We start from the raw sequence: 16,441 nt of genomic DNA, 5'->3' as shown, positions 1-16,441 counted from the left end.
CCCTTTAGAATTTTGCGGTCGCCGAAAAAGCGACTGTGCGCGGCGCACCGAGCATTTCAGTCTGCTGCCAATAGGATGCATTGGCGATATTGGTCACATCGAGGCGCCAGATCGTCTCCGTATCGAAGATGCGCGTCTCATAGCGTAGACCGATGTCGCCGGTCACGTAAGAGGGTAGCCATTCGATCGCGCGCACATTCGTCGGCGCAAAAACATTGCCGACCTGCGGGCCGACATAGTTGAAGCCGCCGGTCAATGTCAGCCCCTGCACGAAGGGCAGCCGATATTCGACATAGAGCTTCCCCATGTTTTTCGCCGAGCCAGAGGGAGGCTGACCCAGCAGATAGAATGTGTTGGTCTGGGTGATCTTCGCATCGAGAAGCGTGAAGCCGCCGGTGACGGTCAGATCGTCCAATATCTTGCCCGTCGCCGTCATTTCGAGACCGCGATGAAGCTGCCGCCCGTCATTGGTGAAAGTGTAGCTGCCACCATTCGCTTTGTAATAAGTGTTGGTCTTGTCGATCTGGAACAAAGCGGCGGTGAGCAGAATTTGCGAGACATTGGCTTTCGCGCCGATCTCGGCTTGCTCGCTGGTCGTCGGGCTGAGCGCCTGGCTGGCGTTGGTCACCGGCAATGAGGAGAAGCCGGTCGAGGCCGTCCCGCCATTTTCGAGCGATTGAATATAGGTGCCATAACCGGTCAGCCAAGGCAGCGGCTTATAGATCAATGAGGCGGTCGGCGTGAGCCGGGTCTTGTCGAAATAGCTCGACACCGTTCCATTGGTATTGAAATTCGTCGCCTTGATGTTGGCGAGGCTCGCGCCTGCGAGCAGAGACCATTGCTCGTTGAAGGCTATGTCCTCGCCGATGATCCAATTCGTCTGGTCCAGCTGCTGCTGCCGGAAGTAGGGCTGCGCGCCATTGGTGAAAGTGGGACGCGCGACATAGACGGGATCGGCAGAAACAGGAAAGGAGCCGAGGCCTTTGAAGAGCGTGTTGTCTTGATGCTGGCGTCGTGAGTAGCTCGATCCATAAAGGCCGAATGTCGTCTTGGCTTTTATCGAGAGAAGATCGAGGTCATAATCAGTGAAGGCGTACCATGCCTGATTGCGCTGCACATGCGGCGCATTGTAGAGAGACGCGAGCGAATAGGAGTACGAGCCGTTGCTATAGGCGATATTGTCGCCAGCGTAGAGGTTCTCGCTCTCTATATCGACATATTGATAGGCGGCGCGGAATTTAATGTTACGCGTCACGTCATAGGTAACATTGGCCCCGAGCACGTCCATATCGTTCTTGTTGAACGTCCACGGCTGGCCGTAATTTTTCGCAGGGTCGAGAATGCTCGCGCTGAAATGCGGAAAAGTCCCGTTGAACGATCCCCAATCGGCGAGCGTGCCTTTCTCGTAAATATGCTGATGCGAATAATTGAGCTGAAACAGCAGCTGTTGCAGCGGTCGCCAATCGAGCGCGCCGCTGACGAGCCATCTGTCGACGAAATTATCGTCGACCACCGTTTCGCCACTGCTCTTCACCAAGTTGAGCCTATACCCGAAATCGCTTCCCTTCTCGAACGGGCCGCCGAGATCGACATGCACGAAAGGTTGCGAGCCGCCGTAATTGCCGAAAGTGACGCTCGAGAAAGGCGTCGGCGTCGGCCGCTTGGTGACGAAATTGACGAGTCCGCCGACATGCGCAGGCCCATAGAGGAAGCCGGAGAGGCCGGAGAGAACGTCGACGCGCTCCTTGTCCTCCAAAGGCATGACGAGATCGCTGACGCCCGACATGTTGAGGCCGTCGATCTGGCTGAAGCCGCCCTGCTGCTTGACGCCGCGAATAAAGATCGCCGAGCCATAGCCGCGCCCCTGCCCCATATTGAGCTGGGTGAGCGGATTGACGCGGAAGACTTCGTCCGTCGTCGAGAAGACGCGGTTTTCTATATAGGGAGCGCTCACCGAATAGACCGAATAAGGCGTATCCTGCATCGCCCTTTCGCCCCAAGGGCCAGTCGTCGACGTCGCGCCGAAGCGATAGCCGGCCGCGGCGCCGCCATCCGCGCCAGAGCGTTGGTGATCGTTGGGGGCGCGCGCGGCGGCGACATCGATCGGAGGAAGCGTCGTCGCCTCCTGCGCGTTCGCTCGGCCGAGCGAACCCGCCACGACGACGACCGAAGCGCCGCCCATTAACGCGCGAGCGATCAAGCCAATCGTAGATAGTGTCGTGGTCTTCATCCTTCAGCACCCCCGTGGTTGCCGCTCGGCGGCCAGACTGAGAATCGTGATCCGTGACACGGAACTCATGGACGGGAGCCGCACGGACGCGCGTACCCGCGCCGCGAACATGCGACTTTCGGAGTTCCGATCCCGGTTGAAAATATCGACGCAGAAACGTCACCAAGGCGGCTGGACAAGCCCCCGCCAAGTCGCATTCATCGCGCGGTCGAGAGCGGCCGCGAGACAAGCAAAGCCATCATATCCCCAGAAGGCGTTGCCCTTTCGGTCGAAGAAAGGCGAGAAGGGAAGCGCCACCTGACCACGCTTGCGCCATTCATATTCGCCTCGCGTTTCGCCATTGCCGAAATGAAGCACGAGATCGGGCTTCGCCTCAGATATGTACGAATCGATGGCTCTCTCATCGTGATTGTCGCCATCGCATTTCAGGCGCGGGGCGCGCTGCTTTCCGGTCTTGCCCGTCCAGCCGGATGCGTCACCGATGCGGAGCCCGAGAAGACGATAGGGCTCGAGTTGCGCCTCCGTCATCGGCCGAAAGAACAGGACCAGCTTCCCCTCGAGCCGAGGTCGGTAGCGCTCGATCGTCTGCTGGACGAGCGCCTCACCTTTCGCGATCACGGCATCGGCGCCACGCGCGACACGACGATCGAAGCGCTTCGCGATGGCGCGCAACGACTCCGTCGTCGTGGACGGACTTTCGAAGCAGGTCCAGACGATCGGCGTGGCGAACCATCTCTGCAGCAGATCCGCATAGCCGCCGCGCAACTGCTCGTCAACCACATCGACCTTGCTCGCGAAGCCGATCACCAATTTGCAATCGCTCACGCGGGCAAGATCGATCGCGGATGATTGCGTCATTTCATTAATGGGCTCGAGGCCGATCTCCATGAGCAGCTTGCCGACGATCCAGACGAGGGCCGTCGCCTCGCGGGAATAAGGAAGGACCACGCGCCTGCTGCTGCTCGTCGCGAGCGGATGCAGAAATTCGGCGGAGCGTAGCGCCGCCGCTGTCTCGACCGCCCAGGATCGATAGCCGCAGAGCGGCAGAAACAGTTTTCGCTGCTCCGCCATTTTGGCTTTCGCTATTCCAGCGATGTTGGCGCCCAGCGCCGGCATGGGCTCCTGGCTCGCGATGACGGCGCCGCGCGCCAGCGGAAACAATTCCGCGATTTCGTCGATCGCGCGCGCAAGGCGCCGGTCGCCGGCGTCGCCTATATCTTCGCTTCGAAGATCGGTGCAAGCGTGAAGCGCGCCGAAGCTCTCGACCCCTTGGAAATAGCCGGGCGCGGTCAAGCGCATGGTCTGCCCATAGGCGCCGCAGCCGACAGGACAGTGATCGAGCGGGACCATGTCCAGCGCAGACGCCCAACTCGCGACCGTGTGACCGAGCAGACCGCCCGAGCAGAAGTCGATTTTTCCAGCATTCGGATAGGACGGCGGCGTGCGCGTTTCGATGGTCTCGAAATGACCCGAATCTCGGCGAAGATCACGCGTCGGGCGAGCCTTCGCGGGCGGTTTTGGTTTCCGTCCCCGAGGATCTTTTTTGTAGAGGGCCTCACGGAGCTCTTCGACTTTCGCGAGGGGCGGCGCGGCGGCCATCGAGGGGACGCCTATCGTGCCTTTGAGAGTTCCGATGCGCCATCGGATCGGCTTTTTCTCTGGTTTCGGAAGCAGCGGGTTGCGAGGCACGGCACGCTCGATCGAAGGGACAACGCCATATAGCCAACAGAATAGTCGAAAGCAGTCAATTGCTTTTTATTTGTCTGTAAATAAATAGAAATTTTGTCCGTTATGTAACATAATATATGGACGATTCGACGTTTGAGGTTGGAGGGTTTGCCGCCCCGCCGGTGTGGCGTTCGAGATCGATGGACGTCTGCGATAATCATGAGCGAGTTTCCGCGCAATACGGACTAAATTCCTCTACATGAGCGCATTCCTTGTTCGCAAATCACTGTTAGACAACAATTTTGCCAGCGTCAGTCTCCGACCGCTTTCTCGGTCTCGTATTCGAACACGATCTCGATGGAGCCGTCTTCGGGCAGAACGGCGTTCCCTTCGCCCGAGACTACGTCCCCTTCGCCGAAGCCGATCCAGGTGAAGGCGACGGGTGTCGGACGGTATTCGATATCGACGCAGCGCCTGCATCGCGCCGAACGCAACCTGATCGCTCCCTGCCTCGATCTCCGAACCAGATCGCGGAATTGCAATCGCAGTGGCCCTACGATTCAGCTATTTGCCCGGGTTTCACGCGATTGCCCAAAGAGGCGCCGAAGCGAGGCGCAGGCCCGATATTGCGGCATATCGCAGGCCCCTGCGCTTAAAGAAGCGGCTTTTTCTCGCTAAATAATCAATATAGCGTAATTACATAAACACCGCATACCAAGCGGCCAGGCAGGATCTTATGATGAGGATCGGGTCGGCAATGCTTCGTAAGCCAAGCGCTGACTGCGTTCCCGTCCTTCTCTTGATAGCCATCGCTCTATTGATGCTGTTTTCACTGACGCTGGGGCGCAATCCGGTCCCCTTCGGTCGCCGCGCAAGTCTCCGTCTCCGGCGGCGTCGCCTGGGTCGGGCTCATCGCGCCGCATCGCGCGCGCATGCCGGTCGGGTCCGCGACCAGGAGCGCGGAATGGCGCTTTCCTTTTGGCGCACTAGCCGGAGCGCCATCCCTTGGCGCGATAGCGGCAAAACAAGATCGCGAAGACCGGCGTCCCGACAAAGGCGGTGAGAAGGCCAATGGGAATCTCCTGCGGCGTCAATGTGCGAGCTATGTCGTCCATCGCCAGGAGATAGATGCCGCCCAGCAGCGTGGAGGCGGGCAGCAGCGCCCGGTGGTCGGGCCCGCATATCATGCGAGCGAGATGGGGAATGACGAGCCCGACCCAGCCGACGCCGCCACTGACCGCGACCTGCGCGGCGATGATCATGGCGACAGTCCCGATGATGAGCCAACGCAAGAAGCCGACCTTCAGGCCGAGAGCCGAAGCGTCGTCGTCGCCGAGCGAGAGAAGATTGATTCGCCAGCGGAGGCAAAGAAGCAGCGTCCCGCCGAAAAAGCACGGAAGGACGAGAGTCGAGAACTTCCTCCAATCGGCGGAGGCGAAGCTTCCGAGCAGCCAAAACACGATCGTTGGCAATTGAACGTCGGGATCGGCGATGAATTCGCCGACGCCGACGGCGGCTCCGAAAAAGGCGCCGACGATCATTCCGGCAAGTATGAGCGAGCTCACATTCGCTCCGCCGTCGGCCAGTCGCGCGAGGCCGAAGCATGCCGCGAGCGCAGCGACGCCCCCTGCGAATGCGCCGATGACCACCCCGAAGCCGGAAAGGCCGAATAGGATGGCCATGACGCCGCCGAACGCCGCGCCGTGTGAGACGCCCGCGACCTCGGGGCCGACGAGCGGATTGCGAAACAGGCCTTGCAACGTCGCGCCGCAGAGCGCGAGGCCCATGCCGGAGATCGTTGCGACGAGAACGCGCGGAAGTCTCACATATTCGACGATGACCCATTGCGACTGCGTCCAGGCTCCGCCGCTTCCATCGGCGGTCGGCCGCAACAGAAGATATTCGAGAATGTCGACGACGGTTCCGATCGGAATGGCGAGCCGACCCATTCCGAGCGAGGCGACGACGAGCCCGGCGAGCACGAGGACGAGTCCTGCGTGAAGGGCGGCGATGCGAGCGCGCGCGGTCTCGCGGCGGCGGCTCAGAGCAGGAGGTCGATTGGGCGCGGTCGCTTCCACGGATGGCGATCGCATCGCGCTAATTGCCCAAGATCACGCGCGCATCATCGTCGCTGATGTCCGCGCCGAGAAACTGCCGGTAGAATGTCCGGGTCTCCGAGATCATGTTGACCTTGTAGCGATCCGGGTAGAGAAGAGACGCGATCCATTTGGCGCCGAGGATTCGCATGAAGGAGGGGGGCCGCGTCACCCAATTGAAGGGCGCGCTCGGGATGAGATAGACGCGTCGCTCGCGAACCGCTTTCAATTGCCGCCATTTCGGGCTCTCGGCGCTCTCGCGCAGGAAGACCGAGCTGATGGTGACGATGACGTCCGGGTCATAGGCGACGAGCTCCTCGAAGCTCAGCGTCGCATTCACATAGGCGCTCGCGGCTCGGCATTCGGGGACAACATGGGCGCCCGCGAGCTTCAGCATTTCGCCGTGAGTCGAGTTGTCGCAGCGGCTCGCGAGCCCGTCGTCGCTTTCGGCGAGATAGAGCTTCGGCCGATCTTTGGGAGCGACGCGCTCGACCATTGCGGCAATGTCGCGATAGGAACGGCGCGCATAATCGGCGAGCTCCCGCGCTCTCTCGTCATGGCCGGTCAAGGCTCCCAAGAACAACAGTCCCGCGACGATATCCTCATAGGTCCGGTGCTTGGTGAGCAGGACGGGGATATGAGCGGCGCTCAGCGCCTTGCGGAAATTCTCATTGCCCGAGGTCTCGTTCCAGAGCAGCGCCACATCGGGCTTCAAAGCCGTCACGGCTTCGATATTGACGGTCGAACCGCGGACGAATCCCGTGACGATCGGCAAATTCTGGAACGCCGGATCGAGATAGCGCAGTCCCTCCTGCCGGAAGGACGACGTCCGCGCCGAAATGAGCTTCGGATCGATCGCATAGATGAGCCACTGGTCCGGCGGTCCCGCGCCATAGATGCTCTTGATCTTTTCGGGAACCTCGACCCGATTGCCCTCCATGTCGACGATTTCGCGCGCATGGGCCGGGCGCGAGATCGAGGCCGAAACCGCGAGGAGCAGAAGGGCGATGACGAGACATCGAGGCGTTTTCATACGAGCGCGGTCCTTCAGAAATTGATCTGCATCGCAGCGGCGAATTCTCGCGGAGCGCCGAGAGTCAATTGATAGGAGCCGGAGGCGGCGCCGGTGATGTTCGCGGGGAGGACGGAGGTCCAATAGCGCTTGTCGGCGATATTGTTCACTCCGAAGCGGAAGGTCATTTTCACGCCATCGAGGCTCGCCGTGTAGCGCAGACCGATATCGACGGTCGCATATTCATTGATGAAAACGGTATTGGCGTCGTCCGCTGCGCGTCGGCCCGTGTAGTGAATATTGGTCCCGAGTGTGAGGCCGCGAATTTGCGGCAGATCATATTCGAGAAGCATATTGGCTTGGAGCCGCGGCACGCCGACGACGTCGCGGCCTTCCGTGGAGGGTTTCCCCGTGCTGGAGAGCTTCGGATCGATGAGAGTCACGCCGCCGAAGATCGAAAAATATTCGGCGAATCGTCCCGAGGACAAGAACTCGAATCCTTGGTTGGTTTGGTCGCCGATCACGCGGTAGAGGTTCGTCGCCGAATCGACATTCGCGAAAGGGCGTTTGATGTGGAAGTAGTCGGCGGACAGATCGAGTCCGAATATCGAAGCTTTCGCTCCGACTTCCCACTGGTGGCTCCGATAAGGCCGCAAAGCGGCGCCGGCGTTCGCAGCGGTTGCAGGGGCTGGGTCGCCTTGCTGGAGACTCTGCGCGTAAGTCGCGTAGGTGGTGACGAATTCGACCGGCTTGAAGATCAGGCCCGCGGTCGGGCTGATGCCCGAGTCTTCGTATTTCGCCGTTATCAGCCCCACATTGTTGTGGCTCGTGCTGCGGATCCAGTCATGGCTCGCCGTGAGCATGATCTGCAATTGGCGATTCAATGTGATCGTATCACCGAGGATCAGGCTCTGCTCGATGGGCGTCGACGAATTATAGATCGCTTTGTTGTACGAGATGTTCGGAAACGAATAGGCGATCGGCGCGGCGATGTTCGCCGACCCCAATGTTATGGAGGGCGGCGTGTAGGGCGAATAGAAGGCCGTTTTGAAACCATTCGTGCCGATCACGACGTCGTGCCCGACGCCGAATGTGTCGATATGGCCATTCAGATAAGCGATATTGCTGGTCGTCTTGAGCGTGGTGTTTTGCGGAACGGCCATCACGGTCGTATAGGCGCCGAGGTTGTTCGTCAACGTGTTGGTGATGGCGAGAGGCCATCGCGAAGACAGCTGATAGAGCCCGCCGACGACGAGAGACCAATCCTGATTGAACTTGTGCTTGAGGCGGATGCTGACCGTATCGGTTTCGACGTCGGCGACGGAAAAATTTTGTCCATAGCCGACCTTGGTCGGGTCGAGCGCGCCGGGAATTGTCACTTTCGATTGGCCGAGCGTGGTCTGGCCATAGGCGAAAACCCCGGGATATCCGCGCTGATTGGCGTCGGCATGGGTCAGATTGGCTTCGACCACAGTGTCGTCGAGACCGCTCCAATCGAGCGCGACGCTTTCGAAGTCGCGTCGAAATCGGCTGCCGCCGACATAACCCTCGCCGTTCTGATAGAGCGCCGTGACGCGATAGGCGAGGCCGGTGTCGGGCAGCGAATTGCTGACGTCCCAAATCCCATAGCCGATCCCGTTGCTGTGATAATTCCCGGTGAATTCATAGAGCGGCGCGGCGGTCGGACGCTTCTGGACGAAATTGAACGTTCCCGACGGATTGGCGGCGCCATAGAGCGACCCCGACAATCCGTTGAGCACCTCCATCCGTTCGAACTCCTCCATCGGAAGCGCGGAATTCGCCGCATTCATTCCATCGATGCGCAAATTCGCCGTGACGCTGCTTTGGAAGCCGCGCGTCTGCGGGCGGCCGGTTCCGACGCCGCCGCCGAACTCCATCATTTGCGCCGACGGCAGATATTTCACGATATTGGAAAAGCTCGTCACCTGGACGTTGCGGATGAGATCGGAAGAGACGACGCCGATCGAATAGGGCGTGTCCAACATCTGTTTTTGTCCGAGCGGGCCGAACTCGATTTGTCGGACCTTATAGCCGTCGGCGGCCGAGCCCTGCTGCGTCGGCGCTGCGTCTCGAGGGGGGACCATCGGCGCCGGCTGAGAGCCGACGTCGATTTCCGGAAGGCTCGTGGGCTCTTCGCCATGGCCCGGCCCCGTCGACGCCGACAGGGCGCCACAGACGATGAGAAACGAGATGGGGCGCCGTTTGGCGGCGGTAGGCGGCTTGTCGAACATCGGATTCTACTTTCTGGCGCGAAGGGGAGTGTCTGCCGAGGTCGTTCGGCCTCTGGCAGGGAGAATTCAATGCGCCATGCGCGCGGCCTCGGCGCAGAGCGTTTTCCAGGACGCGAGGTAGTCCGGTGGGCGCCATCGGGCGCCGTCCTGGTCGCCTTTGTGCGAGGCGAGAAGGATCAGATCGAAGCCGCGCTTGCCCGAGAGATAGCCGTCGTGCGGAAAGGCGGGCGTCGGAGCGATATAGCCTTGGCCCGGCTCGATGGTGAGCCGAACGACGGGATAGTCGGAATAGGCCTCCATGAAGGCGTTCGCGATCATTCCCTGGGCGCCTCGCTCCGTCATCGCGGCGGAAAGGGCGCCGTGAAATCGGGGAAGAGTCAGAAGCTCCGGACGCCGCTGGATCATCGTCGCGAGGCGGAGATTGATGAACACGATATGGCGTGTCTCATCGCCGAGATTGAGCACGATACGAGAACCATTATAGGTCTGCCGGAGCTGATCGCCGACGATCGGGCCATAAAGATCGATGTGCAGCCCGAGCCATCCGGATGCGAAGGTGCGACCGGGTAGTCCCGCGCGAATGTTGAACATCGCCCAGCCTTCGTGAGTCAGGATGTTTTCCGCCAACCAGCGGTCGAACATGGCGATCAAATCGCCGAGGCTCTCCGCGCCGATATCCATCAGCCCATCATCGAATTCGTATCGACCTTCGAGCAAATGCAGTTCGCTCAGTCGAGCCGCCAGATCGATGACGTCGGGCGGGGCTTGGAAGAGCTGGATCGTCGAATGCAGGTCCGTCTCACCCGTCACCCCCAAGAGGCGTCGCAGCTCACTTTCTTCGGGGGCTCGCCAATCGCCTTTCAGCGGATATCGACCGCCGACCGCCCGCGCTGCGGTCACGAAGCCGCGCGGACGTCGTCCCGCACGGCGCTCCTGCTCGACGAGTTCGTCCTTGCGGCGAAATGTATCGACGAGCGCACTCCACTTGGCTGGCTCCGCGATTTCGACGCCGGAATTGATCCGAAGCTGAGTCGAGGCGTTCCAATCGGGAATCGTCGAAACGATTTTCACATCGGCTTCCAATGCCGACTTGCCGGCGGCAAGATCATCGAAACGCGCTCGCTCCATCGCATGCCCCTTCGGGGAGAGAATGACATCCGCGCCGGGCGCGCTCAGACCGCCGAACGACGCTATATTGAGATATTACATATCGTTTGCACGGTCCTTCAAGCATCTTGTTTCGTCAATTTGTACATTTTAATCAAATGGTTTGCCCAATCTACGGGCGATTTTCTCTCTCGACGACCGCAATAGTACCCGAGCTCGATCGGATATCTAAAATAGACCGGGGCAGCGGAGCTAGATAACTGTATGGTTTTTCGATCGTTGGCCGAGATGTAACAGCCCGTTTCGAGTATGCAGCTTTCGAAATGGACTGACATTGGATCGTCCATGACCTGATTGACCAGGCGCCACCACGCGAGTTCCTTGTTATTCGGATCGTCCGCCGCTGTTGCCGCAGTGGCGGCAAGCACAGATAGAACTGCGATCGAAGCTCGGATCATGATATCTCCAATGTGAAACGTGCGGCTGTGAATTAGGCTCAGCACACTCGGAGGATGTAACTCAGAAAGCGAGCCCTGTCGCCACAGGGGCGAAAAAATCCTCGATTTCCCAGTCGCTTATGGACTGTTCACTTCGGGTATGCCCGGAGTAGACGTTCACTCGACCTCGAAAACTTGTTCGCTATGGGTTGACTCCGTATTTTATGAACACTATCGAAGGAGGGTCAAAACCCATGGTAAGCACTTCGAGGAACAAATGGCCGCCTACGGATACGCGCGTGTTTCGACCACGGATCAACGCCACGACACACAAATTGAGAAGCTGAGAGCCGCCGGATGCGACGTTGTCCGCGCCGAGAAGATTTCTGGGCGGTCGCGCGACGGTCGCGAGGAACTGGACACGTTGCTTGAGTTCCTCCGCCCCGGCGACTCTCTCGTCGTCGCCAAGTTGGACAGACTCGGCCGCTCGACGCGCGACGTTCTCAACATCGTGCATGAACTCGAGCAAAAGGGCGCGGCATTGCGAGTCCTCGAGCCTGCCATCGATACCGCGGGGCCAATGGGGAAAATGGTTCTCACCGTCCTCGGAATGGTGGCGGAAATGGAACTCGGATTCATCAAAGAGCGTCAGCGTGCAGGCATTGACGCTGCGAAGGCGGCGGGCGTTTACAAGGGCCGGCCCGTCACACTTGACCACGGGAAGATTTTGGAACTGAGAGCGGCCGGAAAGGGCGTGACCGAGATTGCTCGCGAACTTGGGTGCTCGCGCGGCGCCATTTACAAAGCTTTGGGCGCCGCTGAGCCGGAGAGCGTGGCGAACTGAAATGGCGGGGCGCGAGCCGCGCCAGCAAAGATCAGGTTGACGCGCGGCACAGATGCGCATAGCAATCGAGTGTCGCGCATCCAATGCGCACGCTCCCCCGCCTTCAACCACCAGCGGGCCAGCGGATCGATCAACGCAAAGTGGAACAACCCAAACAAGGGAACCCTTTGCCATGCGTGATAGCGACAACTCTCTCCTGCTTGAACACCTCTCCCGCCAAGTCGCGCCGAAAAAGCGCGTGCCGGTACCGCTCCGCGCGGCCCTCGCGCGCATCAATCGAAAGCTGAGACCGTATGCGCGCATGTCGGTTGTGCGCAATTACCGGGGAGATCAGCTAGGATGTTTCCTGCTAGTCGAATCGAATATCGTCAAGAATGGCTGGAAAGATATCGACGGACTCGAATGGTATGCCCACGAATTGGGCGTGCTGACGGAGCATGAGACCATTATCGACCCTGACTGAGGGAACGGGGCGCAATAGCTGATTGGCGCCGAACGCCGGACGTTCTGTTCCGAGCGTTCGCGCGGGAGTCCCATGAATCTTTGTGCGCCATGACGTGCCCCCGAAGTTTCATCCAGCGGCGAGTTGAGTCCCGGCGGTAGATACGCCCGCGGGCGTAGGGTGAGCAACAGGCGATCGGCGGAGCTGGTCCGGGTTGCGCAGCCGATCGCCTGTTGCGGTGAGCGCGGCCGCATAGTCCGCCGGTGTCGCATAGCCGAGGGAAGAGTGCGGGCGCCGGTGGTTATAATCGTGAATCCAAGAGCGGATCTTCTCTCTCGCGTGGTCGAGGCCGAAGAACAGCGTCTCGTTGAGCAGCTCGTCCCGCATGCGGCCGTTGAAGCTCTCACAGAAGCCGTTCTGCATCGGTTTACCCGGCATGATGAAATGCCACTCCACCTTGTTCTCCTCCGACCAGGACAGGACGGCGTTCGAGGTGAACTCCGTCCCATTGTCGGAAACGATCATGCCGGGCTTGCCGCGCCTTTCGATCAGCGCGGACAGCTCACGCGCCACCCGCTTGCCGGAGATCGACGTGTCCGGGATCGCCGCCAGGCATTCGCGCGTTACGTCGTCGACGATGTTGAGGATGCGGAATCGTCGGCCGCTGGCGAACTGGTCGTGCACGAAGTCGAGAGACCATCGGGCATTCGGCTTCGCCTCGACGAGAATCGGCGCCCGTGTTCCCACGGCGCGGCGGCGCGCGCGGCGCTTCCTCACCGTCAGCCCTTCCTCGCGGTAGAGCCGATAGATGCGGTTCTTGCCCGAACGCTCGCCCTGCTGCCGGAGCAAGACGAACAGTCGCCGGTAGCCGAAGCGCCGACGCGCGTTGGCGAGATCGCGCAGCTCGGCTCGAAGCTCGGCGTCGGCCGGGCGCGTCGACGTGTAGCGCGCCGTCTTGCGATCGATGGCGACAATCCGGCAGGCCCGACGTTCCGACAGGCCCATGACGGCCCGAAGGTGCGCGACGGCTTCGCGCTCGAGCCGGGCCCTACCATTTTTTTGACAAGAGCTCCCGAAGCGCCGCCGCGTCGAGCATCTGATCGGCCAAGAGTTTCTTCAGACGGGCATTTTCCTCCTCCAGCGCCTTCAGCCGCTTGGCCTCGGAAACGTCCATCCCGCCGAATTTGGCCTTCCAATTGTAGAGCGTCGTCTCCGAAACCGCGTATTTGCGAGCGAGGTCCGCCGCCTTCGCGCCGGCTTCCTGCTCCCGCAAAATCCCGATGATCTGCTCTTCCGTGAACCGTTTCTTCTTCATCGTGTCCGTCCTGCAATCGGTCGGACTCTAATCGATGCTGGTGGGATTTTTCAGGGGCACGTCACCCACCTTGCGCCGAAGCACATGGAAGAAGTGATGAAGGCATTGGAAAGCGGCGCGCCCGTTCAGGTGTCCTCAGAGACGGCCGAACAGGCGGAAAGAGACGCGGCCCCAGAATGAGCGGGCAACATACGCAACTTTCTGCGGAGCGCGGCAATAAGCGGCCCCAAGATCGTCCTCTGACTCGGCGCGGGCCATGTGGCGGCCATTTTGGGGTATAGCTCTGGGGGAGAGTTGGGGGATAGCGGCCTTAACGCCACCACCTAAACAATTGATTTTACAATGACTATCAGAGCGTGGTTTGACTGGCGGAGGGGGCGGGACACTCCGCCGATTTCGTCAAAATCCCCGGATTTGCGGGCTTCCAACCGGCGCGCGACCGGTGAGGCTGCGCGCAGGATTACATTTTTTCGCGGTCGCCATCAATGGCTCCGCGGACGAATCCCCCGATGCATGCCGACCGGCTTATCTCGAACCGGAGTCCGAGCATGCCGAAAAAACCCACGCTCTCTATTTCCCAAACCCCTACGCTGCCCTTCGTCGTTGCGTTCGCCAACATGAAGGGCGGCTGCGGAAAAACCACGACCGCCGTAAATTTCGCCGTCGCGGCCCAGCAATCTGGACAGAAAGTCATCATCTTCGACTGCGACGTCTCCCAGCGCTCCGCTGTTGCGTGGAGTGACCTACGAAATGGAGCGCCGCCCGTCGCAAGAACCGTGGAGGTGGGTATATTCGACCGAGCGTTCGACTGGGCGTCACGCAAAGGCTACTCGCTGATCGTCGTCGACCTGCCCGGCCGGGATGGAGCCGATGTCACGGACCTGTTGCGACGCGTCGATTTCGCCATTGTCCCAGCGCAACCGACTGTGCTCGACCTACGGGGGTCACTGTCGATACGGCGAGCCCTCAGGGATCTTCGTATTCCTCACAGCGTTCTTATGACCCGGCTGAATTCCGCGACGACTCAGCGCGCCGCCCACTATCGGGAAGCCTATGGCGCTTCCGGCGCTGTTCTCGATGCGGCCATCACCGATCGCGTCGCCCATCCAGACGCGATGGCGCGAGGTCTTTCGGTGTTAGAATATTCTGGGCAGGGCGCTCGGCTCGCCGCCGAGGAGGTGTGGTCCGCCTACGATGCGTTTCTTCAGCTGGCGGAGCGCGCCGATGGATGACCGTAAGTTCGTGTCCCTGGGGCACTCCCTCCCGCCATCCTCCTCGTTGGAGCGAATCTTGTCGAACGCCGACGCTGGCGGCGCCACGCCGCGTGATCAACTCCGACGTTGGACTGTTCGACTGCCGGAAGGCGTTGCTTCGGAACTCGAGGCTATCGCCGAAATCAAAGGGCTGTCGATCAACGCCTTGATAATGACGGCGCTCGATGAGTTGCTGGTGAGGCAGGGCAGACGCAAAATGGTTGAACTGGCGCCATGGTTTCCCGAATATCTCCAACGCGTCGGCGCGGGAAAGCGGAAACGGCGCCTACCCTCGACGGAGACCGACTTTGATTGAGCAACCCTTCGGCGCAATGCCTCGATGTCATGACGTCGCGACGACATGACATCAAAAATCTGTAGCGTCTCCGTTTTTGAACTTCGGCGGTAAACGTCCGCCGTGGGCTCCAGGCGGCGGAAGGCCCGTAAGCCGTTTTGGCTTCTGAACGCTGCTCTCGAAAAGCGCTAAGTGAAAGCGTTCCCGTCGAACGAACACTTGCTCAAACTCAAAGGTCCTGGCCTGATAGGGGCAGCCCGGTACCCGGCTTCACAAAACAGCAAGCGGGAAGCGTCCCGCCAAAATAAGCCGCCGGAATGAAATAGTCGCTTGCCGTGCGTCCAAACGCCCGGGAAGCTTGTGAACGGAGCGATTCTAATGGCTGACGAAGACAAGAGACTCACGTTCGATAAGGACAAGGCGGTTTTCGAGCAGAACTGCGCGCAACTGCGCACGCTTGTGCAGGAAATGCACAAGAAGCCGATCATGTCGGCTACCCTTACCGGCGCCCTGTTAACGGCACTTTCGGTATTCAAGATGGAGCAGCCCGAAACCGTCGGCCTCCTGGCTCTCATCGCGGTCTTGAACGCTTTCGTAGCAGTTACGTGCATTCGACTTCGCGACGTTATCGAATCCTACATCGAGAAGGCGGGACTTTTCAGCGCGGACTTCGGGATGAAGGGCGGTCGGCCTACGAGGTCGATGCTGCCATGGCTCGGCGGCTTCTCAATTGCTTTCGGCTACGCGTTCATGATGGGAACCATCGTTATCGCCGCATGGTCCGCGCCATTTTTCCTGTTCGGCTGGGCGTGGAGCAGCCTTTTCCCGCTGCTGCTCACGATCCTGGGCTTGGGGGCTTGGGCGGGGTTTAGCATCTGGCGCCGCAGGAAGGATGAACGCGACACGACACTCGCCTACTACGACGAGAAGTGGAGCGAGTACGTGGCCAAGACCGAAAATCTCGACATGACCGACGTGCTGGATCGTTTCGCAAACCGGCTGCCGGCCAATGCACGCGTCCTCGACGTTGGCGCCGGCTCTGGGCGCGACTCAAAGTCGTTCTTGTCGCGCGGATATTCCGTCGTAGCCCTCGAACCGTCCACGAAACTAGCCGCATATTTGCGCGGAATTTCGGGGCTCGAAGTTGTGCAGTGCGGTGCCGAGCAGGTCGAGGAGGCCGCCTGCTACGACGGCATCTGGGCCTGTGCGTCCCTCGTCCACCTCGACGAGAAACTTCTCGACGCCGCTATGGAGCGCCTGTCCCACGCCCTCAAGCGCGACGGCTATCTGTACATGAGCTTCAAGGATGGCGCCCGCGTCCGCAAGGCCGCCGATGGACTGCTATTCCATGATATGTCAGCCGATGCGCTCGGACGGCTCGCCAGGGACCACGGCCTCGTCGTGGAGGATGCCTGGCGGTCAAGATCGAAGCTGCAAGGCACCAACGAGGCCGAATGGAACAACGTCATCGTCCGGAAGACGGGGTAACG

General features: G+C 60.3%; 14 protein-coding genes. 5 read left to right on the top strand and 9 right to left on the bottom strand.

The window, feature by feature from the left end:
• Positions 1-4: 4 nt before the first annotated feature.
• The 8 genes from AC6IY7_RS08360 to AC6IY7_RS08325 form a co-directional block, all read right to left on the bottom strand.
• Positions 5-2,182, bottom strand: coding sequence for a TonB-dependent receptor (locus AC6IY7_RS08360; RefSeq protein ID WP_497782592.1), 2,178 nt, complete (start codon positions 2,180-2,182; stop codon positions 5-7).
• Positions 2,183-2,389: 207 nt separating this feature from the next.
• Entirely contained in the window at positions 2,390-3,580 is a 1,191-nt protein-coding gene (locus AC6IY7_RS08355) for a nitrogenase component 1 (RefSeq protein WP_497782591.1), read from the bottom strand.
• Between the two features lie 629 nt (positions 3,581-4,209).
• On the bottom strand, positions 4,210-4,392 hold the full coding sequence (locus AC6IY7_RS08350; protein ID WP_497782590.1) for a hypothetical protein: 183 nt from the start codon (positions 4,390-4,392) through the stop codon (positions 4,210-4,212).
• Positions 4,393-4,884: 492 nt separating this feature from the next.
• On the bottom strand, positions 4,885-5,976 hold the full coding sequence (locus AC6IY7_RS08345; protein ID WP_497782589.1) for a FecCD family ABC transporter permease: 1,092 nt from the start codon (positions 5,974-5,976) through the stop codon (positions 4,885-4,887).
• 19 nt (positions 5,977-5,995) lie between these two features.
• A complete protein-coding gene (locus tag AC6IY7_RS08340) occupies positions 5,996-7,027 on the bottom strand; it encodes an ABC transporter substrate-binding protein (protein ID WP_497782588.1) in 1,032 nt (343 codons plus the stop codon).
• Positions 7,028-7,041: 14 nt separating this feature from the next.
• Positions 7,042-9,111: a TonB-dependent receptor gene (locus AC6IY7_RS08335; protein WP_497782587.1), complete on the bottom strand. Its 2,070-nt coding sequence runs from the start codon at positions 9,109-9,111 to the stop codon at positions 7,042-7,044.
• 213 nt (positions 9,112-9,324) lie between these two features.
• Positions 9,325-10,386 (bottom strand): hypothetical protein, encoded by a 1,062-nt coding sequence (locus tag AC6IY7_RS08330; protein ID WP_497782586.1) that lies wholly within the window; start codon positions 10,384-10,386, stop codon positions 9,325-9,327.
• A gap of 98 nt (positions 10,387-10,484) precedes the next feature.
• On the bottom strand, positions 10,485-10,823 hold the full coding sequence (locus tag AC6IY7_RS08325; protein ID WP_497782585.1) for a hypothetical protein: 339 nt from the start codon (positions 10,821-10,823) through the stop codon (positions 10,485-10,487).
• A 256-nt stretch (positions 10,824-11,079) separates the two neighbouring features.
• Between AC6IY7_RS08325 and AC6IY7_RS08320 the strand changes: the two genes are divergently transcribed.
• Positions 11,080-11,646, top strand: coding sequence for a recombinase family protein (locus AC6IY7_RS08320; protein WP_497782584.1), 567 nt, complete (start codon positions 11,080-11,082; stop codon positions 11,644-11,646).
• Positions 11,647-11,818: 172 nt separating this feature from the next.
• A complete protein-coding gene (locus AC6IY7_RS08315) occupies positions 11,819-12,109 on the top strand; it encodes a hypothetical protein (protein ID WP_497782583.1) in 291 nt (96 codons plus the stop codon).
• Positions 12,110-12,217: 108 nt separating this feature from the next.
• On the opposite strand, the gene AC6IY7_RS08310 is transcribed toward AC6IY7_RS08315, so the two are convergent.
• Positions 12,218-13,403 (bottom strand): IS3 family transposase gene (locus AC6IY7_RS08310; RefSeq protein ID WP_497782582.1). Its coding sequence is split into 2 segments (ribosomal slippage): positions 12,218-13,139 and positions 13,138-13,403, totalling 1,188 coding nucleotides; the frame shifts between segments, so codons are not numbered across the junction.
• 548 nt (positions 13,404-13,951) lie between these two features.
• Here AC6IY7_RS08310 and AC6IY7_RS08305 point away from each other — a divergent pair.
• The 3 genes from AC6IY7_RS08305 (at position 13,952) to AC6IY7_RS08295 (ending at position 16,439) form a co-directional block, all read left to right on the top strand.
• Positions 13,952-14,635, top strand: a complete 684-nt coding sequence (locus AC6IY7_RS08305) for a nucleotide-binding protein (protein ID WP_497782581.1) — start codon at positions 13,952-13,954, stop codon at positions 14,633-14,635.
• Between the two features lie 58 nt (positions 14,636-14,693).
• Positions 14,694-14,972: a hypothetical protein gene (locus AC6IY7_RS08300; protein WP_497782580.1), complete on the top strand. Its 279-nt coding sequence runs from the start codon at positions 14,694-14,696 to the stop codon at positions 14,970-14,972.
• A 357-nt stretch (positions 14,973-15,329) separates the two neighbouring features.
• Positions 15,330-16,439 carry a class I SAM-dependent methyltransferase gene (locus AC6IY7_RS08295; protein ID WP_497782579.1) on the top strand — a complete coding sequence of 370 codons (1,110 nt, stop codon included), beginning with the start codon at positions 15,330-15,332 and terminating at the stop codon, positions 16,437-16,439.
• Positions 16,440-16,441: the final 2 nt, after the last annotated feature.

The sequence above is a fragment of the Methylosinus sp. is20ea genome, from assembly GCF_059718135.1.
The sequence above is the reverse complement of the archived record's forward strand: the minus strand, read 5'-3'. Positions and strand labels throughout refer to the sequence as shown.

Bases quoted from the DNA above. Each gene is read 5' to 3' on its own strand.
- AC6IY7_RS08360 (WP_497782592.1), bottom strand. From the start codon at position 2,182: ATGGGCGGCGCTTCGGTCGTCGTCGTGGCGGGTTCGCTCGGCCGAGCG.
- AC6IY7_RS08355 (WP_497782591.1), bottom strand. From the start codon at position 3,580: ATGGTCCCGCTCGATCACTGTCCTGTCGGCTGCGGCGCCTATGGGCAG.
- AC6IY7_RS08340 (WP_497782588.1), bottom strand. From the start codon at position 7,027: ATGAAAACGCCTCGATGTCTCGTCATCGCCCTTCTGCTCCTCGCGGTT.
- AC6IY7_RS08335 (WP_497782587.1), bottom strand. From the start codon at position 9,111: ATGGTCCCCCCTCGAGACGCAGCGCCGACGCAGCAGGGCTCGGCCGCC.
- AC6IY7_RS08330 (WP_497782586.1), bottom strand. From the start codon at position 10,386: ATGGAGCGAGCGCGTTTCGATGATCTTGCCGCCGGCAAGTCGGCATTG.
- AC6IY7_RS08325 (WP_497782585.1), bottom strand. From the start codon at position 10,823: ATGATCCGAGCTTCGATCGCAGTTCTATCTGTGCTTGCCGCCACTGCG.
- AC6IY7_RS08320 (WP_497782584.1), top strand. From the start codon at position 11,080: ATGGCCGCCTACGGATACGCGCGTGTTTCGACCACGGATCAACGCCAC.
- AC6IY7_RS08315 (WP_497782583.1), top strand. From the start codon at position 11,819: ATGCGTGATAGCGACAACTCTCTCCTGCTTGAACACCTCTCCCGCCAA.
- AC6IY7_RS08305 (WP_497782581.1), top strand. From the start codon at position 13,952: ATGCCGAAAAAACCCACGCTCTCTATTTCCCAAACCCCTACGCTGCCC.
- AC6IY7_RS08295 (WP_497782579.1), top strand. From the start codon at position 15,330: ATGGCTGACGAAGACAAGAGACTCACGTTCGATAAGGACAAGGCGGTT.